At 72.2% G+C, this 19886-nt stretch carries 16 protein-coding genes; 8 read left to right on the top strand and 8 right to left on the bottom strand.

Annotation, left to right across the window (positions count from 1 at the left end; all coding sequences use genetic code 11):
- Positions 1 to 23: 23 nt before the first annotated feature.
- The 8 genes from ACP4J0_RS07395 to ACP4J0_RS07430 all read right to left on the bottom strand — a co-directional run bounded on the left by ACP4J0_RS07395 (position 24) and on the right by ACP4J0_RS07430 (position 9252).
- Positions 24 to 1325, bottom strand: a complete 1302-nt coding sequence (locus tag ACP4J0_RS07395) for an alpha/beta fold hydrolase (RefSeq protein WP_426597794.1) — start codon at positions 1323 to 1325, stop codon at positions 24 to 26.
- Positions 1326 to 1453: 128 nt separating this feature from the next.
- Entirely contained in the window at positions 1454 to 2479 is a 1026-nt protein-coding gene (locus ACP4J0_RS07400) for a LacI family DNA-binding transcriptional regulator (protein ID WP_426519163.1), read from the bottom strand.
- Between the two features lie 102 nt (positions 2480 to 2581).
- Positions 2582 to 4000 carry a BNR repeat-containing protein gene (locus ACP4J0_RS07405; protein ID WP_426597795.1) on the bottom strand — a complete coding sequence of 473 codons (1419 nt, stop codon included), beginning with the start codon at positions 3998 to 4000 and terminating at the stop codon, positions 2582 to 2584.
- Positions 4001 to 4041: 41 nt separating this feature from the next.
- Positions 4042 to 4362 (bottom strand): L-rhamnose mutarotase, encoded by a 321-nt coding sequence (locus tag ACP4J0_RS07410; RefSeq protein ID WP_426597796.1) that lies wholly within the window; start codon positions 4360 to 4362, stop codon positions 4042 to 4044.
- A 17-nt stretch (positions 4363 to 4379) separates the two neighbouring features.
- A complete protein-coding gene (gene rhaS, locus ACP4J0_RS07415; RefSeq protein ID WP_426597797.1) occupies positions 4380 to 5462 on the bottom strand; it encodes a rhamnose ABC transporter substrate-binding protein in 1083 nt (360 codons plus the stop codon).
- A 32-nt stretch (positions 5463 to 5494) separates the two neighbouring features.
- The gene (locus ACP4J0_RS07420; protein WP_426597798.1) at positions 5495 to 6526 is read right to left on the bottom strand and encodes an ABC transporter permease; all 1032 of its coding nucleotides are present in this window, start codon (positions 6524 to 6526) and stop codon (positions 5495 to 5497) included.
- Positions 6519 to 7559: an ABC transporter permease gene (locus tag ACP4J0_RS07425; protein WP_426597799.1), complete on the bottom strand. Its 1041-nt coding sequence runs from the start codon at positions 7557 to 7559 to the stop codon at positions 6519 to 6521. The genes ACP4J0_RS07420 and ACP4J0_RS07425 overlap by 8 nt, the downstream gene beginning before the upstream one ends.
- 175 nt (positions 7560 to 7734) lie before the next feature.
- Entirely contained in the window at positions 7735 to 9252 is a 1518-nt protein-coding gene (locus tag ACP4J0_RS07430; RefSeq protein ID WP_426597800.1) for a sugar ABC transporter ATP-binding protein, read from the bottom strand.
- Between the two features lie 275 nt (positions 9253 to 9527).
- On the opposite strand from ACP4J0_RS07430, the gene rhaI reads away from it, so the two are divergent.
- The 8 genes from rhaI to ACP4J0_RS07470 all read left to right on the top strand — a co-directional run bounded on the left by rhaI (position 9528) and on the right by ACP4J0_RS07470 (position 19752).
- Positions 9528 to 10688: an L-rhamnose isomerase gene (rhaI, locus tag ACP4J0_RS07435; protein WP_426597801.1), complete on the top strand. Its 1161-nt coding sequence runs from the start codon at positions 9528 to 9530 to the stop codon at positions 10686 to 10688.
- A gap of 116 nt (positions 10689 to 10804) precedes the next feature.
- Positions 10805 to 12844: a bifunctional aldolase/short-chain dehydrogenase gene (locus ACP4J0_RS07440; RefSeq protein WP_426597802.1), complete on the top strand. Its 2040-nt coding sequence runs from the start codon at positions 10805 to 10807 to the stop codon at positions 12842 to 12844.
- The gene (locus ACP4J0_RS07445) at positions 12841 to 14295 is read left to right on the top strand and encodes a rhamnulokinase (RefSeq protein ID WP_426597803.1); all 1455 of its coding nucleotides are present in this window, start codon (positions 12841 to 12843) and stop codon (positions 14293 to 14295) included. Before ACP4J0_RS07440 ends, ACP4J0_RS07445 begins: the two co-directional genes overlap by 4 nt.
- Positions 14296 to 14385: 90 nt before the next feature.
- On the top strand, positions 14386 to 15141 hold the full coding sequence (locus ACP4J0_RS07450; RefSeq protein WP_426597804.1) for a (Fe-S)-binding protein: 756 nt from the start codon (positions 14386 to 14388) through the stop codon (positions 15139 to 15141).
- The gene (locus ACP4J0_RS07455; RefSeq protein ID WP_426597805.1) at positions 15138 to 16616 is read left to right on the top strand and encodes a lactate utilization protein B; all 1479 of its coding nucleotides are present in this window, start codon (positions 15138 to 15140) and stop codon (positions 16614 to 16616) included. Before ACP4J0_RS07450 ends, ACP4J0_RS07455 begins: the two co-directional genes overlap by 4 nt.
- On the top strand, positions 16613 to 17257 hold the full coding sequence (locus ACP4J0_RS07460) for a LutC/YkgG family protein (protein ID WP_426597806.1): 645 nt from the start codon (positions 16613 to 16615) through the stop codon (positions 17255 to 17257). Before ACP4J0_RS07455 ends, ACP4J0_RS07460 begins: the two co-directional genes overlap by 4 nt.
- A gap of 395 nt (positions 17258 to 17652) precedes the next feature.
- On the top strand, positions 17653 to 18438 hold the full coding sequence (locus tag ACP4J0_RS07465) for an ABC transporter ATP-binding protein (protein WP_426597807.1): 786 nt from the start codon (positions 17653 to 17655) through the stop codon (positions 18436 to 18438).
- Positions 18439 to 18441: 3 nt separating this feature from the next.
- On the top strand, positions 18442 to 19752 hold the full coding sequence (locus ACP4J0_RS07470; RefSeq protein ID WP_426597808.1) for an FtsX-like permease family protein: 1311 nt from the start codon (positions 18442 to 18444) through the stop codon (positions 19750 to 19752).
- The last annotated feature ends 134 nt before the right edge of the window (positions 19753 to 19886 follow it).

The raw sequence follows: 19886 nt of genomic DNA on the forward strand, positions 1-19886 counted from the left end.
CCGCCTGTTTCAAGCGTCGCCGTTCAGGCCTCGTCGCGGGCGAGCGCGAGCAGGCGGTCCAGGACGCGCGGGCCCCCGGCCCGTACGCCGTCGTGCTCGAACTCGTCGGTGACCCAGGTGCGCAGGCCGCGGATCGCGCGGGCGGTGGTCAGCGCGTGGCCGGTGTCGACGTACATGTCGTCGTGGTAGACGGCCGCGGCGGCCGGCACCTCGTTGGCGGCGAGCCGGGCGGGGTCGTACAGGGGGGTCCAGTCGGTGCGGGCGGCGAGCAGCTCGGCGGTCTCGCGCAGCGGGCGCAGGGCCGGGTCGCAGTCGAACATCCACGGGTGGATGGACTCGCCGGTGAACATCAGCGGTTCGTCGCCGGCGAGGGCCTTGGCGGCGTCGAAGCGCGGGAACTCGGCACGGACGCGCTCGGCCGACCAGTTGGTGGGACGCGCGTCCTGGGCGTAGATGGCCTCGTGGACGAGGGCGTAGAGCGGGTGGCCGGCGTACGACAGCAGGCCCTGCGCCTGCTCCTGGAACGCGTCGGACAGCTCGTGGCCCCGCGGGGTGCGGACGAAGGCGTCCTCCAGGAGGTAGTGCAGGCGGTGGCTGCCCTCGCCGCCGCCGAGGAGGATGCCGAGCGACTGGAATGCCTCGACGGTGAGCCGGTAGCCGTTCGGCAGGACCACGTCGTGGGTGAGCAGGTGGTCGGCGATGCGGCGGGCGCGCTCGACGTCCTGCGGGTAGCGGGCGTAGTGCGCGGCGACCTTGCGCTCGATGCGGGGGTAGGCGGCCCGGTAGACGTCGTCGGCGTGGGCGTCCAGGGAGGGCAGGCCGCCGGTGATCAGGGCGGTGTTCAGGCCCTCCGGAGCGAGCGACAGGTAGGCGACGGTGCAGAAGCCGCCGAAGCTCTGGCCGAGGACGGTCCAGGGGGCGCCGCCGGTGACCTGGGGTCGGATGGCCTCGCAGTCGCGGACGATGGCGTCGGCGCGGAAGTGGGTGAGGTGGTCGGCCTGCTCGGCGGGGCCGCCGCGCAGCGGGAGCGTCTGGCGGTTGGCGGGCGTGGAGGCGCCGGTGCCGCGCTGGTCGAGGAGGAGGACGCGGTGCTCCTTCAGGGCGCGGCCGAGCCAGGCGGGACGGCCGATGAAGCGGTTCGCGCCGAAGCCGGGGCCGCCCTGGAGGTAGACCAGCCACGGCAGGTCCTGGTGTGCCTTGTCGCTCGCGACGACCTCGCGCGCGTACAGCTCGATCGTCTCCCCGGAGGGGTTCGCGTGGTCGAGGGGCACGGTGAAGCGGCGGTCGGTGAGGACGACGCCGGGCTGGCGGTAGCTGACGCTCAACGGGGCTCCCGGGACGGAGGGACCGTACGGACGGACCGTACGGGTGGATCTTTCGGCCGTGTCCCAGTTCAGCACATGGTTCTGCGGCCGCCGACCCCCGGGATCACGAAATCGTACTGAATGACGGGTCAGCGGGCGGCGAGGCTGGAGCGCCGCACCACCAGTTCGGGCTGGAGCACGACCCGCCGGTGCGGGTGGACCCGGTCCGAGCCCGCCAGTTCCGTCTCCTCCAGGAGCAGCTCGGCGGCCATGGCGCCCATGGTGACGGCGGGCTGGCGCACGGAGGTGAGCGGGACGGCCGCGGCGGCGGCGAACTCGATGTCGTCGTAGCCGACGATCGCGAGGTCGTCGGGAACGCCGACCCCGGCGGCGTACATGGCCTGCAGGACGCCGAGGGCGAGCAGGTCGTTGGCGCAGAAGACGGCGGTGGGCCGGTCCGCGAGGCCGAGGAGGCGGGCGCCGGCGTCCCGGCCCGCGGCGACGTCGAGCCGCTCGGTGGGCAGTTCGCGCAGCGCGCCGGGGCCGAGTCCGGCCTCGGCGAGCGCCTGCAGGGCGCCGGTACGGCGGTCGTGCACCTGGTTGAGGCCGGGTGGGCCGCTGACGTAGGCGATGGAGCGGTGCCCGGCGTCCACCAGGTGGCGCACGGCCAGGGCGCCGCCGGCGACGTCATCGACGGAGACCGAGCACTCGGTGGTGCCCTCGGCGACGCGGTCGACCAGTACGAAGGGGATGTGGTGGCGACGGAAGCCCTCGATGTTGCGGCCGGTGGCGTCGGCCGGGGTCAGCAGGACGCCCCGGACCCGCTGCTCGGCGAAGAGGGAGAGGTACTCGGCCTCCTCCCCCGGGTTCTGGGCGCTGTTGCAGACCATCACGCCGAGCCCGGCGTCGCGCGCGGCCCGCTCGGCGCCGCGGGCGACGTCGACGAAGAAGGGGTTGCCCATGTCCAGGACGAGCAGCCCCATGATCCGGCTGCGGCCCGCGCGCAGCTGGCGCGCGGACTCGCTGCGGACGTAGCCGAGCCGGTCGATCGCGGACAGCACGCGTGCGCGGGTCTCGGTCGCGACGGTGTCGGGGCGGTTGATGACGTTGGAGACCGTGCCCACGGATACTCCGGCGGCGCGGGCGACGTCCTTGATTCCCACCGAATGGGCCATCGGGCAGGGACCTCCAGGGTCGGGCTGGGAAGCGCGTGCGCCAGGGACGCGGGGCGGCGGGGAGACCTTCACATTACCCGCGCCGCCCGGGGAGGACGTCCGTCAGGCGGGCAGCCGGAAGTCGACGACGTGGAGCGCCGAGGGCGTGGTGTCGCGGGACCTCTCCTGGTACATCACCGACAGCACGCCGTCCCGCGCGATACGCGTCTCGTCGATCAGGACCTCGCCGAAGGCGTTCAGTCCGGCACCGTCGTACAGGAGCCGCCAGTCGGTGTACCCGGACTCCTCGGAGGCACCGGCGATCCTGCCGTAGGGGAAGACCGCGTAGGCGTTGTCGTGCCGGTCCAGGAAGAGCCGGGTGCGCTGGCTGGAGTTCAGCGGGACCGGTATCTCGGTCTTGCGCCAGGTGCCGGAGGCGTCCTTGCGGAGGTGGAAGGCGCGGCCGTGCGCGGTGCGGTCGGCGACGTAGTCGGTGGTGCACTGGCCGAAGCGGCCCGGGACGTAGGAGATGATCGCGTGCGGCCGGCCGGCGGAGTCGGTGTACTGGCTCTCCTGGTTCATCAGGGAGTGGTCGGGGTTCAGCGGGTCCACCACCAGGCCGCGGTCGTTGACGGAGACCTTGTCGGTGCCGCCGGTGGTGCCGACGACCTGGCCGGCGTCGTTGCGCCAGGTGCGGCCCCGGTCGTCGGAGTGGACGTAGCCGGTGTCGTGGTTGGTGATGCCGCCGCCGGAGCACATCACGGCGCTGTTCTGCTCGCGCCAGGTGAAGAAGGCGTGCAGGCGGCCCCTGCGGTCGTAGTCGATGCCGTGCAGGTACATGTTGCGGGCGGTCGAGGAGCCGTGCTCGCCGCGGTAGGTGCCGGTGGAGCTCGACCACTCCCCCAGCGCGGTCCACCGGCGGCCGTCGTACTCGGCGAGCCCGTTGCGGCCGTCGCCGGAGACACCGGCACGGTAGCTGAGCTGGAGCCGGCCCTCGGGGGTGGCGACGAACTGGGGATAGGTGAACCGCGGGGTGAGGGTGAGCCCGTCGAGCGTGGACTGCGGGGCGCCGAAGCGGTTCGCGGTCCAGCTCAGCCCGGTGGGGTCGTCGAGGAGTCCGGCGACGGACTTGACGTAGGTGAAGCCGTCGCTGTGGGAGTCCATGTTGAGGTGCAGGCGCCCGTCGGTCCGCGAGACGCCCATGGAGATCACGTTGTGGGAGTCGTCGTACCGCAGGGTGTGGCCCACCTTCACGGTCTGCCAGGTGCCCGACCCGAGGGCGCGGCGGGCGACGACGGCGTTGCGGTCGGCGGTGTACCAGGCGGCGTACTGGTGGCCCTTGTGGGTGAGGAGTCCGTTCTTCTGGAAGGAGTTGTTGTTGACCAGGCCGTCGTACGACACGAAGTAGATCGCCCGGCTGTCGAGCGTGGTGCGGCCGGCGGGGGTGACCGACGGGCCGGGGGCGGTGGCGGCGCGCGCGGTGCCACCGGTCGTCAGGACGGGGACGGCGAGGGCGCCGGTGAGGAAGGTACGTCGTCGCATCACGAGGGGGACTCCGTTCTCGGACGAGCCTCAAGTGGGTCTCAGGCGAGGTGGAACACTTCGGTGAGCGGTTTCATCGCCTCGTCGGGGCGGGCCCCGTCGAGGGACTCGAAGAGGGGCCCCATCTCCGCCTGCCAGCGGGCGTTGACGTCGGTGGCCGCCATGCCGGCCTGGGCCGCCGCGAAGTCCTCCGTCTCCAGGTAGCCGACGAGCAGCCCGTCGTCGCGCAGGAAGAGCGAGTAGTTGTGCCAGCCGGTGGCGGAGAGTGCCTCGCACATCTCCGGCCACACGGCCGCGTGGCGTTCGCGGTACTCGGCGATCCGGTCCTGGCGGACCTTGAGCAGGAAACAGACGCGCTGCATGAAGTGCCGCTCCCGGGCTAGAAGTTGAACTGGTCGATGTTCTTCGCGTTGAACACGGTCGGCTTGCCGAGGTTGATCACGCCGTCCTTGCCGATGGTGTACTCGCCCATGGCGCCGGCCTGGAAGGTCTCGCCCTCCTTGCCGGTGATCTGTCCGGAGGCCAGCGCGACGGCGGTGCGCGCGGCCAGTTCGCCGAGCCTGGCCGGGTCCCACAGCTCGAACGCCTCGACGGTGCCGTTCTTGACGTACTTGCGCATGTCGTTGGGGGTGCCGAGGCCGGTCAGCTTGACCTTGCCCTTGTACTTGGAGCCGGACAGGTACTGGGCGGCGGCCTTGATGCCGACGGTGGTCGGGGAGATGATCCCCTTCAGGTTCGGGTGCTCCTGGAGCAGGCCCTGGGTCTGCTGGAAGGACTGCTGGGCGTCGTCGTTCCCGTAGGCGACCTCGACCAGCTCGACGTCCTTGTACTTCGGGTCCTTCAGCTCGTCCTTCATGATCTCGATCCAGGCGTTCTGGTTCGTCGCCGTCTGCGCGGCGGACAGGATCGCGATCTCGCCCTTGTAGCCGATCTGCTCGGCGAGCAGCTGCACCTCGGTACGGCCGAGGTCGTCGGCGGACGCCTGGGAGATGAAGGCGTTGCGGCACTCCGGCTTGGTGTCGGAGTCGTAGGTGACGACCTTGATGCCGTTCTTCATGGCCTGCTTGAGCGCGGTGCACAGGGCGCCCGGGTCCTGCGCGGAGACGGCCATCGCGTCGACCTGCTGCTGGGTGAGGGTGTTGACGTAGGAGACCTGGCCGGCGGTGTCGGTGGCGCTGGAGGGGCCGACCTCCTTGTAGCTGGAACCGAGTTCCTGCAGGGCCTCCTCGCCGCCCTTGTCGGCGACGGTGAAGTAGGGGTTGTTGACCTGCTTGGGCAGGAAGCCGACGGTCAGGCCCTTCTTGGTCTCGGCGTTCGGGTCGGCCTTGCCCGCGGTGGCGGCCGCGCCGCCCTCGTTCTCGACGTCCTCCTTGGTGGTGCCACCGCAGGCGGTGGCGGCCAGGGCGAGGGAGGTGACGGCGGCGAGGGCCGCGCAGGTGCGGCGGATCGACGACTTGCGCATGGTGGGGTCCTTACGAGGGTGGGCGGAGCCGGTTACGGGGAGGGCGTGGGCGCCTTGGACGGGGGCGCCGATGCCGCCCTGCGTCCGGCCCTCGCGACGGAGATCTGCCGTGCGACCCGGGGGCCGAGCACGGAGACGACGAGCAGGACGCCGGTGACGACGATCTGCGACTGGGCGGAGACGTCCTGGAGGCTCATCACGTTCTGCAACGCCCCGAGCAGGAACACTCCGGCGATCGCGCCGCCGAGCGTGCCCTTGCCGCCGTCGAAGTCGATGCCGCCGAGCAACACGGCGGCGACGACGGAGAGTTCGAGGCCGGTGGCGTTGTCGTAGCGGGCGCTGGCGTAGTGCAGGGCCCAGAAGACGCCGGTGAGGGCGGACATCAGGCCGGTCAGGGTGAACAGGATCAGCTTCTGCCGCCTGACCCGGATGCCGGCGAAGCGCGCCGCCTCCTCGCCGGCGCCGATGGCGAACAGCGACCGGCCGAACGGCGTGGCGTGCAGGGCGACCACGGCGATGGCGAGCAGCACGAGGAACGGCAGGAAGGCGTACGGGACGAAGGTGTCGCCGATGCGTCCGGCCGCGAAGTCCAGGTACTGGGAGGGGAAGTCGGTCACCGCGTCGGAGCCGAGCACGATCTGCGCGATGCCCCGGTAGGCGGCCATCGTGCCGATGGTGACGGCGAGGGAGGGCAGGCCGAGCCGGGTGACCAGCAACCCGTTGACCAGACCGCACACGACACCGAGCAGCAGGCAGATCGGGATGATCGTCTCGATGGCCATGCCCTGGTTCCACAGGGCGCCCATCACCGCGCCGGACAGGCCCGCGGTGGAGGCGACCGACAGGTCGATCTCGCCGGAGACCACCAGCAGGGTCATCGGGAGGGCGATGAGCGCGATGGGAAGGGTGTTGCCGATCAGGAAGGACAGGTTCAGGGAGTTGCCGAAGCCGTCGACGAAGCCGAAGGAGAGGAGGAGGACGACGAGGAGGAGCGCGCCCACGGCTCCGTCCCACCTCGAGGAGGCGGACCGGCGGACGGCGCGCATCAGGGAGCGGTCAGCCATGGCGGGCGTTCCTCTTCTTCAAGGCGGTGGCCACCCGCAGCGCGACGATCCGGTCGACGGCGATGGCGAGGATGAGCAGGATGCCGTTGATGGCCAGCACCCACACGGAGCTGACGCCGAGGGCGGGCAGCACGCTGTTGATCGAGGTCAGCAGCAGCGCGCCGAGGGCGGCGCCGTAGACGCTGCCGGAGCCGCCGGTGAAGACGACGCCGCCGACGACGACGGCGCTGACGACGGTCAGTTCGTAGCCGGTGCCGGTGCCGGAGTCGACGTTGCCGAACCGGGCCAGGTACAGGGCTCCGGCGAGTCCGGCGAGGGCGCCGCAGAAGGTGTACGCGGTGAGGATGCGCCCGCGGACCGGGATGCCGGCCAGCCGGGCGGCCTCCGGGTTGGAGCCGAGCGCGTACAGCTCGCGTCCGCTGCCGAAGTGCTTGAGGTAGTACGCGGTGGCGACGAGCACGGCGAGGGCGATCATCGCCAGCCACGGCACCGCGCTCAGGCCGCCGGAGCCGAACTCGACGAAGCCGCCGGGCAGGTCGGCCGCGGTGATCTGGCGGGAGCCGACCCAGATGGAGTCGATGCCGCGGATGATGTAGAGGGTGCCGAGGGTGACGACCAGCGCGGGCACCTGGCCGAGGCTGACCAGCAGACCGTTGAGCAGGCCGAAGCCGACGCCCATCAGCACCGCGAGGAACACGGCCACGACGGAGTTGCCGCCGCCCTGGAGGTACGTACCGGCGGCGAAGGCGCTGATGCCGAGGGTGGAGCCGACCGAGAGGTCGACGTTGCGGGTGATGACGACCAGGGACTGGCCGGTGGCGACCAGGACCAGGATGGTCGCGTTCAGCAGCAGGTCCTTGATGCCCTGTTCGGACAGGAACTCGCTGTTGCCGGCCTGGGTGACGGCGATCATCACCAGGAAGACGAGCAGGATGGCCAGTTCCCGCATCCTGAAGACGCGGTCGACGAGCCGGGTGGCACCGGCCCCGGGCGCGTCGGCGACGGGGGCCTGGTCGGGTGCGGTGACCGTCATGCGGCGGCCCTCCCGGTGACGTGCGGGGTCCCGAGAGCGGCGCTCCTGGCGGCGGTCGTGCGACGGCCTCCCCCGTGACGTGCGGTGGTCACGCGGGCGGCACTCCTGGTGGCGGTCATGTGACGGCCCTCCCCCTGACGTGCACAGGGCACGCGGGCGGCACTCCCGGCGGCGTTCATGCGGCGGCCCTCCCCGTGGCTGCGGCCATCACGGTCTCCTCGGTGGCGTCGGTGCGGGGGATCTCCGCGGTCAGACGGCCCTCGTGCATCACCAGGACGCGGTCGGCCATCCCGAGGACCTCCGGCAGGTCGGAGGAGATCATCAGGACGGCCACACCGTCGGCGGCCAGCGCGCTCAGCAGCCGGTGCACCTCGGCCTTGGTGCCGACGTCGATGCCGCGGGTCGGCTCGTCGACGATCAGCACCTTGGGGCCGGTGGCCAGCCACTTGGCCAGGACGACCTTCTGCTGGTTGCCGCCGGAGAGGGTGGAGACGGTGTCGGCGATGCGGGCGTACTTCACCTGGAGTCTGACCGCCCAGTCGAGGGAGCGGCTGCGTTCGGCACCGCGGTCCACCAGCCCGGCCTTCACGGTCGTGCGCAGCCCGGTGAGGCCGATGTTGCGCTCGATGGACATGTCCATCACCAGGCCCTGGGCGCGCCGGTCCTCGGGGACGAGGGCGAGTCCGGCGGCCATCGCCGTGGACGGGGCGCCGTTGACGAGGAGCTTGCCGTCGACCTCCACCTCCCCGGCGTCCCACCGGTCGACGCCGAACACGGCGCGGGCGACCTCGGTGCGTCCGGCGCCGACCAGTCCGGCGAGGCCGACGATCTCACCGCGCCGCACGTCGAAGGAGACGTCGGTGAAGACGCCCTCCCGGGTCAGCCGGCGCACGCTGAGGGCGACCTCGCCGGGGCGGACCTCCTGCTTGGGGTAGAGCTCGTCGAGGTCGCGGCCGACCATGCGGCGGACCAGGTCGTCCTCGGTCATGCCGTCCAGCGGCTCACTGGCGATCCAGGCCCCGTCGCGCAGGGTGGTGACCCGCGCGCAGATCTCGAAGATCTCCTCCAGACGGTGCGAGATGAACAGCAGGGCGGCGCCCTGGTCACGCAGGGTGCGCACGACGCCGAACAGGCGGGCCACCTCGCTGCCGGTGAGGGCGGCGGTCGGCTCGTCCATGATCAGGACGCGGGCGTCGAAGGAGAGGGCCTTGGCGATCTCCACGATCTGCTGGTCCGCTATGGACAGGCCGCGCGCGGGACGGTCGGGGTCGAGTTCGACGCCGAGCCGCCGCATCAGGCCGGCGGTGGCGGCGTGGGTCGCCTTGTGGTCGATGCGGCCGAGGGCGCGCCGGGGCTGCCGGCCCATGAAGATGTTCTCGGCGATCGACAGGTCCGGGAAGAGGGTCGGCTCCTGGTAGATCACGGCGATGCCCGCGTCGCGGGCGTCACCGGGACCGTGGAAGACCACCGGCGCACCGTCGAGCAGCACCTGGCCGGCGTCCGGCCGGTGCACTCCGGCGAGCGTCTTGATGAGGGTCGACTTGCCGGCACCGTTCTCACCTGCGAGGGCGTGCACCTCGCCGGGGAACAGTTCCAGGCAGACGTCCCGCAGGGCGCGGACCGCGCCGAAGGACTTGGAGACGTCCCTGAGCGCCAGAACCGGGGCCGTACCCGTGTCGGACGGGTGGGTCATGAGGGCTCCTCGACGACGCCGGGCGGGACGGCCCTCACGGCGCCGTGAAAGGTTTCAACTGGGTTGCCGGGACGTTAGGCAGGCAGGGCATGTCACGTCAATGGGGCGGGATCGAAAAAGTTTCGATAATCGAAGGTCACGACGGAGTCACGAAGGGGTGGCTTGAGCAGAAGGGTTGACACCCCTTCGGGCGGCTCATAGCTTCGCGTACTGAATCGTTTCACACATGGTCGTACTCAAGGTGGGTTGCGACCCGATGTCACAGGAGCGCCGAAGTGACCGAGCTCGCCGCGGTGAAGGCCGCGCTCAAGACCCAGGCAGTCGAGACTCCGTCGTGGGCGTACGGGAACTCGGGCACCCGGTTCAAGGTGTTCGCCCAACCGGGCGTGCCGCGCGATCCGTTCGAGAAACTGGACGACGCGGCGAAGGTGCATGAGTTCACCGGCGTGGCCCCGACCGTCGCCCTGCACATCCCGTGGGACAAGGTCGACGACTACTCCGCGCTGGCGGCGCACGCCGAGGACCGGGGCGTACGGATCGGCGCGATCAACTCCAACACCTTCCAGGACGACGACTACAGGCTGGGCAGCGTCTGCCACCCCGACGCGGCGGTGCGCAGGAAGGCCGTCGACCACCTGCTGGAGTGCGTCGACATCATGGACGCCACCGGGTCGCGGGACCTGAAGCTGTGGTTCGCCGACGGTACGAACTATCCCGGGCAGGACGACGTACGGTCCCGGCAGGACCGGCTGGCCGAAGGGCTGGCGGAGGTGTACGGGCGGCTCGGTGAGGGGCAGCGGATGCTGCTGGAGTACAAGCTCTTCGAGCCGGCGTTCTACACGACGGACGTGCCGGACTGGGGCACGGCGTACGCCCACTGTCTGAAGCTGGGCGAGAAGGCGCAGGTCGTGGTGGACACGGGACATCACGCGCCGGGCACGAACATCGAGTTCATCGTGGCGACGCTGCTGCGGGAGGGAAAGCTCGGCGGGTTCGACTTCAACTCGCGGTTCTACGCGGACGACGACCTGATGGTCGGGGCCGCCGACCCGTTCCAGTTGTTCCGGATCATGTACGAGGTGGTGCGCGGGGGCGGGTTCACCTCCGACGTGGCGTTCATGCTCGACCAGTGCCACAACATCGAGGCGAAGATCCCCGCGATCATCCGGTCGGTGATGAACGTGCAGGAGGCCACGGCCAAGGCCTTGCTGGTCGACGCGGAGGCGCTGTCCGCCGCACAGGCTTCGGGGGACGTGCTGGAGGCCAACGCCGTGCTGATGGACGCGTACGACACGGACGTGCGGCCGCTGCTTCGTGAGGTGCGTCGGGAGACGGGGTTGGACCCCGAGCCTCTCAAGGCGTACGCGGCGTCCGGGTACGGCGAGAAGGTTGTCGCCGAGCGCGTCGGTGGTCAGCAGGCCGGGTGGGGGGCGTGAGCGTCTGCCGGGTTCTGTGATTCGCGGGCTGCGGGCCGGGTGTGGCTGGTCGCGCAGTTCCCCGCGCCCCTTTCCGGGGCGCTGTCTCCCACCCTCGTTGAAAAGGACTGTCAGACATGGGTAACCACCCCTCGGCCGACGCCCTCCTCGCCCGTTCCCACCGGCTCGGCGCCGATCCCCGCAACACCAACTACGCCGGCGGCAACGCGTCCGCCAAGGGCACCGCCACCGACCCCGTCACCGGTGGTGACGTCGAGCTGATGTGGGTCAAGGGCTCCGGCGGCGACCTGGGCACCCTCACGGAGGCGGGGCTGGCCGTGTTGCGGCTGGACCGGATGCGGGCGCTCAAGGACGTCTACCCGGGCGTCGAGCGCGAGGACGAGATGGTCGCCGCCTTCGACTACTGCCTGCACGGCAAGGGCGGGGCGGCGCCCTCGATCGACACGGCGATGCACGGACTCGTCGAGGCCGCGCACGTCGACCACCTCCACCCCGATTCCGGGATCGCGCTGGCCTGTGCGGCGGACGGCGAGAAGCTGACCGCCGAGTGCTTCGGCGACACGGTGGTGTGGGTGCCGTGGCGGCGGCCCGGATTCCAGCTGGGGCTGGACATCGCGGCGGTGAAGGAGGCCAACCCGCGGGCCGTCGGGTGCGTGCTCGGCGGGCACGGCATCACCGCGTGGGGCGACACCTCCGAGGAGTGCGAGCGCAACTCGCTGCACATCATCCGCACCGCCGAGGCCTTCCTCGCCGAGCGCGGGCGGCCGGAGCCGTTCGGCGCGGTCCTGGACGGGTACGAGGCGCTCCCCGAGGCCGAGCGGCGGGAGCGCGCCGCGGCGCTGGCACCGTACGTCCGTGGCCTCGCCTCGCAGGACCGGCCGCAGGTCGGGCACTTCACCGACACCGACGTGGTGCTCGACTTCCTCGCGCGGGCCGAGCATCCGCGGCTCGCCGCGCTCGGCACCTCCTGCCCCGACCACTTCCTGCGCACCAAGGTGCGGCCCCTGGTCCTGGACCTGCCGCCGACCGCGCCCCTGGACGAGGCGGTCACCCGGCTGAAGGAGCTGCACGCCGCCTACCGCGAGGAGTACGCCGCCTACTACCACCGGCACGCCGAGCCCGGCTCCCCCGCGATGCGCGGCGCCGACCCGGCGATCGTGCTGGTGCCGGGCGTGGGCATGTTCAGCTTCGGCAAGGACAAGCAGACCGCCCGGGTCGCCGGCGAGTTCTACGTCAACGCGATCAACGTGATGCGCGGGGCGGAGGCGGTCTCGGCGTACGCGCCGATCGAGGAGTCGGAGAAGTTCCGCATCGAGTACTGGGCGCTGGAGGAGGCCAAGCTCCGGCGGATGCCGCAGCCCAAGCCGCTGGCGACGCGTGTCGCGCTCGTCACCGGCGCGGGCAGCGGCATCGGGAAGGCCATCGCGCGGCGGCTGGCCGCCGAGGGCGCGTGCGTGGTCGTGGCCGACCTGAACGCCGAGAACGCGGCGCGGGTGGCCGAGGAACTGGGCGGGGCGGACAAGGCCGTCGCGGTGACCGTCGACGTCACGTCCGAGGAGCAGATCGCCGAGGCCTTCCGGGCGACCGTCCTCGCCTTCGGCGGGGTCGACCTGGTGGTCAACAACGCGGGCATCTCCATCTCCAAGCCGCTGCTGGAGACCTCCGTCAAGGACTGGGACCTCCAGCACGACATCATGGCCCGCGGCTCCTTCCTCGTCTCGCGCGAGGCGGCCCGGGTGATGACGGCGCAGGAGATGGGCGGCGACATCGTGTACATCGCCTCGAAGAACGCCGTGTTCGCCGGCCCGAACAACATCGCCTACTCCGCCACCAAGGCCGACCAGGCCCACCAGGTACGGCTGCTCGCCGCCGAGCTGGGCGAGCACGGCATCCGTGTGAACGGAGTCAACCCGGACGGTGTGGTGCGCGGTTCGGGGATCTTCGCGGGCGGCTGGGGTGCCGAGCGGGCCGCCGTGTACGGGGTGCCGGAGGAGAAGCTGGGCGAGTTCTACGCGCAGCGGACGCTGCTCAAGCGCGAGGTGCTGCCCGAGCACGTCGCGAACGCCGTGTTCGCGCTGACCGGCGGCGACCTGACCCACACCACCGGACTGCACGTCCCGGTCGACGCCGGCGTCGCCGCCGCGTTCCTGCGATGAGCGCAGCCGTGGACGTCAAGTCGTACGCCGCGGTCGACCTCGGCGCGTCCAGCGGGCGCGTCATGGTCGGCCGCGTCGACCCGGACCGCCTGGAACTGGCCGAGACGCACCGCTTCCCCAACCGGCCGGTCCGTACGCCCGAGGGGCTGCGCTGGGACGTCCTGGCGCTGTACGCCGGTGTCCTGGACGGGCTTCGCGCGGCGGGCCGGGTGGACTCGGTCGGCGTCGACAGCTGGGCCGTCGACCACGGCCTGCTGGACGCCGACGGGGCGCTGCTGGGCAACCCCGTGCACTACCGCGACGCCCGCACCGAGGGCGTCGCGGAGAAGGTGTGGGCCACGCTGCCCGCCGGGGAGCTGTACGCGGCGACCGGGTTGCAGTACGCCCCCTTCAACACCCTGTACCAGCTCGTCGCGGCCCGTGGTACGGCCCAGTTCGCCCAGGCGCGGCGGCTGTTGCTGATACCGGACCTGCTGACCTACTGGCTGACCGGCGAGCAGGGCACGGAACTGACCAACGCATCCACCACCCAGCTCATCGACCCCCGCACCCGCGACTGGGCGCACGACGTCGCGGACCGGCTCGGGATCGACCTCGGCCTGTTCGCACCGCTGCGCCGGCCCGGCGATCCGGCGGGCGTGCTGCGGCCGGCGGTGCTGGAGGAGACGGGACTGGCCGGGCCGGTGCCGGTGACGGCGGTCGGTTCGCACGACACCGCGTCCGCGGTGGCCGCCGTCCCGGCCTCGGGCGAACGCTTCGCGTACATCTGCACCGGCACCTGGTCGCTGGCCGGTCTGGAGCTGACCGCTCCGGTGCTGACGGAGGAGAGCCGCGCCGCCAACTTCACCAACGAACTGGGGCTGGACGGCACGGTCCGGTACCTGCGCAACATCATGGGGCTGTGGCTGCTCCAGGAGTGCGTACGGGCCTGGGGTGAGCCGGACCTGGGCGGGCTGCTGCTCGCGGCGGCCCGGGTACCGGCGCTGCGGTCGGTGGTGGACGCGGGTGACGCGGCGTTCCTCGCGCCGGGACGGATGCCGGAGCGGATCGCCGAGGCGTGCCGCGCCTCGGGGCAGCCGGTGCCCGGGACGCCAGCCGAGGTGACCCGCTGCATCCTCGACTCGCTGGCACTGGCCCACCGCAGGGCCGTCGAGGACGCCCAGCGGCTCGCCGGGCACCCGGTCGACGTCGTGCACGTCGTCGGCGGCGGCACCCGCAACGCGCTGCTGTGCCAGCTGACCGCCGACGCCTGCGGGCTGCCGGTGGTGGCGGGGCCGACGGAGGCCGCGGCCCTCGGCAACGTCCTCGTGCAGGCCCGCGCCGACGGGCTGGTCGGCGACCTCGCCGGGATGCGCCGACTGCTGGTGCGCACCCAGTCGTTGACCCGGTACGAGCCGCGCGGCGGCACGGCGCGCTGGCGGGCGGCCGAGGCCCGACTCGCCGACCGGTGAACGGGGTCTGCCCCGGCCCCGGTATGCCGACTACCCTGCGTTTCATCCGATGATCAAGATGTTCGAGCCGACCGATCACAAGGAGCCGCGATGCGTGTCGCCCTGTTCCTGACCTGCGTCAACGACACGCTCTATCCGGAGACCGGCCGTGCCGTGGTGAAGCTGCTGACCCGACTGGGCGTCGAGGTCGACTTCCCGATGGCCCAGACCTGCTGCGGGCAGGCGCACTACAACACCGGTTACCGGCACGAGGCGGAGCCGCTGGCCCGGCACTTCTCGGAGGTCTTCGAGGACTACGAGGCGATCGTGACGCCCTCCGGCTCGTGCGGCGCGATGGTGCGGGAGCTGTATCCGCGCATGGGCGAGCGGGCGCGGGCGGAGGGGCGCGGGGACACGCTCGCGGCCACCCTGGCGCCGGTGGTGCCGAAGACGTACGAGCTGACGGAGTTCCTGGTGGACGTGCTGGGGGTGACGGACGTGGGGGCGTACTACCCGCACACCGTCACCTACCACCCGACCTGCCACGGGCTGCGGAGCCTCGGCCTCGGCGACCGGCCCCGGCGACTGCTGGAGGCGGTGAAGGGGCTGGAGCTGGTCGAGTTGCCGGGCGCCGAGGAGTGCTGCGGCTTCGGCGGCACCTTCGCCGTGAAGAACTCCGACGTGTCGGCGGCGATGGGCGCGGACAAGGTGCGCAACGCCGAGTCCACCGGCGCCGATGTGCTGTGCGCGGCCGACAACTCCTGCCTGATGCACATCGGCGGGACCATGACGCGGCTGCGGACGGGCATGCGGCCGGTGCACATCGCGGAGATCCTGGCGGGCACGGAGCGGGAGGCGGCCGTATGAGCGGGACGTATCTGGGGATGCCGGCCTTTCCGGAGGCCGCGCGTACGGCCGTGCGCAATCCGACGCTGCGCGGGAATCTGCGTCACGCCACGCACACGATCCGGGACAAGCGGGCCCGCGCGGTCGCGGAGCTGGACGACTGGGCGGCGCTGCGCGAGGCCGGGAAGCGGATCAAGGACCACACGCTGCGTCACCTCGACCGGTACCTGGTGCAGGTGGAGGAGACGGTCACGGCGGCCGGCGGGACCGTGCACTGGGCCACCGATGCCCAGGAGGCCAACACGATCGTCACCCGGCTGGTGCGGGAGACGGGCGAGCACGAGGTCGTCAAGGTCAAGTCGATGGCGACGCAGGAGATCGGTCTCAACGAGGCCCTCGAGGCGGAGGGCATTCACGCCTACGAGACGGATCTCGCCGAGCTGATCGTGCAGTTGGGCAAGGACCGGCCCTCGCACATCCTGGTGCCGGCGATCCACCGCAACCGCGGCGAGATCCGGGACATCTTCCGCTCCGAGATGAGTGAGTGGGGCCGCCCGGCGCCCGAGGGCCTCACCGACACGCCCGCCGAGCTCGCGGAGGCGGCCCGGCTGCACCTGCGGGAGAAGTTCCTGCGGGCCAAGGTCGGCGTCTCCGGCGCCAACTTCGTGGTCGCCGAGACCGGCACCCTCGTGGTCGTGGAGTCCGAGGGCAACGGACGGATGTGCCTGACCCTGCCCGAGACGCTGATCTCGGTCGTCGGCATCGAGAAGATCGTGCCGGCCTGGCGGGACCTGGAGGTCTTCCTGCAGACCCTCCCCCGCTCCTCGACGGCCGAGCGCATGAACCCGTACACGTCCATGTGGACGGGCACCACCGACGAGGACGGTCCGCGGACCTTCCACCTGGTCCTGCTGGACAACGGCCGCACCGACACCCTCGCCGACGAGGTCGGCCGCCAGGCGCTGCGCTGCATCCGCTGCTCGGCGTGCCTGAACGTCTGCCCGGTGTACGAGCGGGCCGGCGGGCACGCCTACGGCTCGGTGTACCCGGGGCCGATCGGCGCCATCCTCAGCCCGCAACTGCGGGGTACGGGCAGCGAGATCGACGCCTCCCTGCCGTACGCGTCGTCGCTGTGCGGTGCCTGCTACGAGGTGTGCCCGGTCGCCATCGACATTCCCGAGGTGCTGGTGCACCTGCGGGAGCGGGTGGTGCAGGGCGGGCCGGCCGTGCGGCAGGGCAACAGGGTCGTCCTGAAACCGGCGAAGGGGCACGCCGCCGAGCGGGCGGCGATGCGCGCGGCTCAGTGGGCGTTCACGCGTCCGGGCGCGCTGCGGGCCGGTCAGCGACTGGCGTCGCGCACCCGCCGCCTCCATCCGCGCACCCTTCCGGGACCGGGCCGGGCGTGGACCGGCAGCCGGGACCTTCCGGAGGTGCCCGCGGAGCCGTTCCGGGACTGGTGGCAGCGCACGCACGGCGGAAGGGACGGGGCGAAGTGAGCAGCAGGGAACGCATCCTGGGCCGCGTGCGGCGCGCCCTCGCGGACGTACCGCACGACGACCCGGCGTACGAGCGGGCCGTCCCGCGGGACTATCTGCGCGAGCACGGGCAGCGGACCGTCGCCGAGACGGTGGAGTTGCTCGCCGAGAACCTGGCGGACTACCGGGCGGTCGTGCACCGGTGCACGGACGAGCAGTTGCCCGAGCTGCTGGCGCGGCTCCTGGCCGCACACGGCTCGCGGAGCGTGGTGGTACCGCCCGGCTTGCCGCCGGGCTGGCTGGGGGCCGCCGACGCGACCCGCGTACCTGACAGGGCGGCGAGCACCCCGCACGAACTCGACCGGGTGGACAGCGTGGTCACAGGGTGTGCCGTCGCCGTCGCCGAGACCGGCACGATCGTGCTGGACGGCTCCCCCGACCAGGGCCGCCGCCGCATCACCCTCGTCCCCGACCACCACATCTGCGTCGTACGGGTGCCGGACCAGGTGGTCTCCGCCGTGCCCGAGGCCCTCGAACGCCTCGATCCGGCACGCCCGTCGACCTGGATCTCGGGTCCGTCGGCGACCAGTGACATCGAGCTGGACCGGGTCGAGGGGGTGCACGGTCCGCGCACCCTGGAGGTGGTGCTGGTGGGCGGGTGAGCGAAGGGGCCGGCCGGCCCCTTCCAGGACCACCGCCACCGCCGGGTCGAGCGTGCCCGCCACGATCCGGCGCCGCCGCGGCGACGGGCGGAAGACCTGACCGAGGCGGTCCAGCGAGGAACGGTCCACGGCCTCCAGGTCGTCGGCGTCCTCCTCCGGGAGTCCGGCGGCCCGCGAGCCCCGTCCCGATCCGGCGCGACGGCTCGGGGTCCCCGTCGACGCCGTCGTCACCCACGAGCCGCCCGGCCATGGCGGACATCCTGACGCATACGGGGCCGGGGTGTCACTGAGTACACCCCCCGATACGGGTTCTGCGCCCAGTGTGGCCCGGCCCCGGGCTCCGTAGCGTCGTCGGCGAGGCACCGCACAGGGCGTGCCGACGGAAGGTGATGACGATGTTTCGCACCGGCGCACGAGGCGACCACGACCAGGGCCCCGCCCTCGAGGCGCTCCGGCTCGTCAAGGTGACCAGGACCTACGGCACCGCCGAGAACGCGGTGACCGCGCTGGACGGGGTCACCCTGAGCCTGGGCCGGGGCACGTTCACCGCGGTGATGGGACCGTCGGGCTCGGGCAAGTCCACGCTGCTGCAGTGCGCGGCGGGTCTCGACCGGCCGGACGGCGGCATCGTGTGCGTGGACGGCACCGAGCTGACGGGCGGCGGCGAGGCGGAGCTGACGAGGTTCCGGCGCGGCCGGGTCGGGTTCGTGTTCCAGCAGTACAACCTGCTGGAGACGCTGACGGTCGCGCAGAACACGGTGCTGCCCCTCAAGCTCGCCGGGCGCCGCGTCGACCGGAGGCGGGCCCGGGAGATCCTGACCGCGGTCGGCCTCGGGGACCGGCTCGGGCACCGTCCCGACCAGCTCTCCGGCGGTCAGCGGCAGCGGGTGGCGATCGCCCGTGCCCTGGTCACCGAACCCCGGGTGATCTTCGCGGACGAGCCGACGGGCGCGCTGGACACGCGCAGCGCGCGGCAGGTGATGCTGCTGTTGCGGGAGGCGGTGCGGGTGCACGGGCGGACCGTGGTGATGGTGACGCACGACCCGGTCGCCGCCTCGTACGCCGACTCGGTCGTCTTCCTCGCCGACGGACGACTGGCGGGGCGGATGGACGCCCCGACCCCGGACGCGGTCGCGGAGCGGCTGGCGCACCTGGGCGACGACGTGCCGGCGGGGGTGTGAGCGATGTTCGTACTGGCCCTGCGGTCGGTCCGGCGCCGCCCCGGACGGTTCCTCGCGACGCTGCTGTCCGCCTTCCTGGGGGCGGCGGTCGTCATGATGTTCCACTCCATGCACGACACGGCCGGGCAGGACGGGGTGGACCCGGTCAGCTCGGAGACGCTGGGTACGGCGGCGGGCGTCGTGGGCGGTTACGGGACCCTGCTGGTGTTCTTCGCGGTGGCCTCGACGCTGACGGTCAACGTGCGTCAGCGGGCCGCCGAGCTGGAGCTGTTGCGCTGCTCGGGGGCGACCCCGGCGCAGATCGGGCGGATGGTCGTGGGTGAGGCGGTGGCCGTGGCGCTGGTGGGCGCGGCGCTGGCGACCGGTCCGGCGATGCTCGGCGGGCGGGCGCTGCTGGGGATGTTCCAGGACGGCGGCCAGGTGGCGCGGTCGGTCGAGTACTCCTTCGGTCCGATCGCGCTGATGAGCGGCATGGGGATCACGCTGCTCGCGTCGGCGGGCGCCGCGTTCCTGGCGGTGCGGCGGGTGGCGCGGGGCAGCCGGGAACGGGCCGGGGCCAAGCGGTTCCTGGTGTACGCCGCGCTGGTCACCGGCGCCGCGGGGGCCTGCGCCACCTTCCTGTTCTCGGCGACGGACGAGGCGCTGATGGCGCCGCCGGCCTATGGGGCGATCCTGCTGTCGGTGGGCTTCGCGCTGCTGTCGCCGCGGCTGCTGCGGGGCGTGCTCGCCCGGCTGCCGCTGAGCGGCGCGAGGGGCTGGCTGGCCGTGCGCAACCTGCGTGAGCGGGCCGATCACCTCGCGGGGATCCTGGTGTCGCTGATCCTGTTCACGGCGGTGTCGACGGCGACGCTCACCATGCAGGCGGTGGAGAGCGACGCGGTGAAGGCCTCCGGTCTGGTCAAGTCGGTCGACGCCAAGAACCTGGAGACGCTCAACCTCACGGTGGTGGGCATCATCGCGGTGTTCGTCTGCGTGATGCTGGTCAACTCGCTGTACGCGGCGACGACGTACCGCTCCCGTGAGTTCGGGCAGCAGCGGCTGGCGGGGGCTACGCCCGGGCAGGTGCTGGGCGTGGTCGGCGTCGAAGGGGTGATCCTGACGGTCACGGGGGTGTTCTTCGGCACGGTGGCGGCGCTGGCCGGGGTCGTGCCGTTCACCGTCGTGCGGACCGACGCGGTGCTGCCGGACCGGTTCCTCGGCGTGTGGCTCGCGATGGTGGCCGTGTCGGCGGCGGTGACGCTGGGCACCGGTCTGGGCACGGCCCGGCGGGTGCTGCGTACGCCGGCGGTCGGGGCGGTAGCGCCGGCGGCGTGACGCTCTGGCGGGTGGGAGGGGGGGGGGGGGGCGGCCGGCGCCCCCCCCCCCCCCCGGGGCGGGGGGGGGGGGCGCCCCCCCCGGGGGGGGGGGACCCCCCGGCCGACCCCCCCCCCAAGAGGGGGCCCCCCCCA

It is taken from the genome of Streptomyces sp. WG7, assembly GCF_049975785.1.
Taxonomy (GTDB): domain Bacteria; phylum Actinomycetota; class Actinomycetes; order Streptomycetales; family Streptomycetaceae; genus Streptomyces.

Excerpts from the sequence above, each read along its gene's own strand:
- ACP4J0_RS07440 (WP_426597802.1), top strand. The coding sequence starts at position 10,805 with ATGGGTAACCACCCCTCGGCCGACGCCCTCCTCGCCCGTTCCCACCGG.
- ACP4J0_RS07455 (WP_426597805.1), top strand. The coding sequence starts at position 15,138 with ATGAGCGGGACGTATCTGGGGATGCCGGCCTTTCCGGAGGCCGCGCGT.
- ACP4J0_RS07470 (WP_426597808.1), top strand. The coding sequence starts at position 18,442 with ATGTTCGTACTGGCCCTGCGGTCGGTCCGGCGCCGCCCCGGACGGTTC.
- ACP4J0_RS07420 (WP_426597798.1), bottom strand. The coding sequence starts at position 6,526 with ATGGCTGACCGCTCCCTGATGCGCGCCGTCCGCCGGTCCGCCTCCTCG.
- ACP4J0_RS07465 (WP_426597807.1), top strand. The coding sequence starts at position 17,653 with ATGTTTCGCACCGGCGCACGAGGCGACCACGACCAGGGCCCCGCCCTC.
- ACP4J0_RS07410 (WP_426597796.1), bottom strand. The coding sequence starts at position 4,362 with ATGCAGCGCGTCTGTTTCCTGCTCAAGGTCCGCCAGGACCGGATCGCC.
- ACP4J0_RS07450 (WP_426597804.1), top strand. The coding sequence starts at position 14,386 with ATGCGTGTCGCCCTGTTCCTGACCTGCGTCAACGACACGCTCTATCCG.
- ACP4J0_RS07430 (WP_426597800.1), bottom strand. The coding sequence starts at position 9,252 with ATGACCCACCCGTCCGACACGGGTACGGCCCCGGTTCTGGCGCTCAGG.
- rhaS (WP_426597797.1), bottom strand. The coding sequence starts at position 5,462 with ATGCGCAAGTCGTCGATCCGCCGCACCTGCGCGGCCCTCGCCGCCGTC.
- ACP4J0_RS07445 (WP_426597803.1), top strand. The coding sequence starts at position 12,841 with ATGAGCGCAGCCGTGGACGTCAAGTCGTACGCCGCGGTCGACCTCGGC.
- ACP4J0_RS07400 (WP_426519163.1), bottom strand. The coding sequence starts at position 2,479 with ATGGCCCATTCGGTGGGAATCAAGGACGTCGCCCGCGCCGCCGGAGTA.
- ACP4J0_RS07405 (WP_426597795.1), bottom strand. The coding sequence starts at position 4,000 with ATGCGACGACGTACCTTCCTCACCGGCGCCCTCGCCGTCCCCGTCCTG.
- ACP4J0_RS07425 (WP_426597799.1), bottom strand. The coding sequence starts at position 7,559 with ATGACGGTCACCGCACCCGACCAGGCCCCCGTCGCCGACGCGCCCGGG.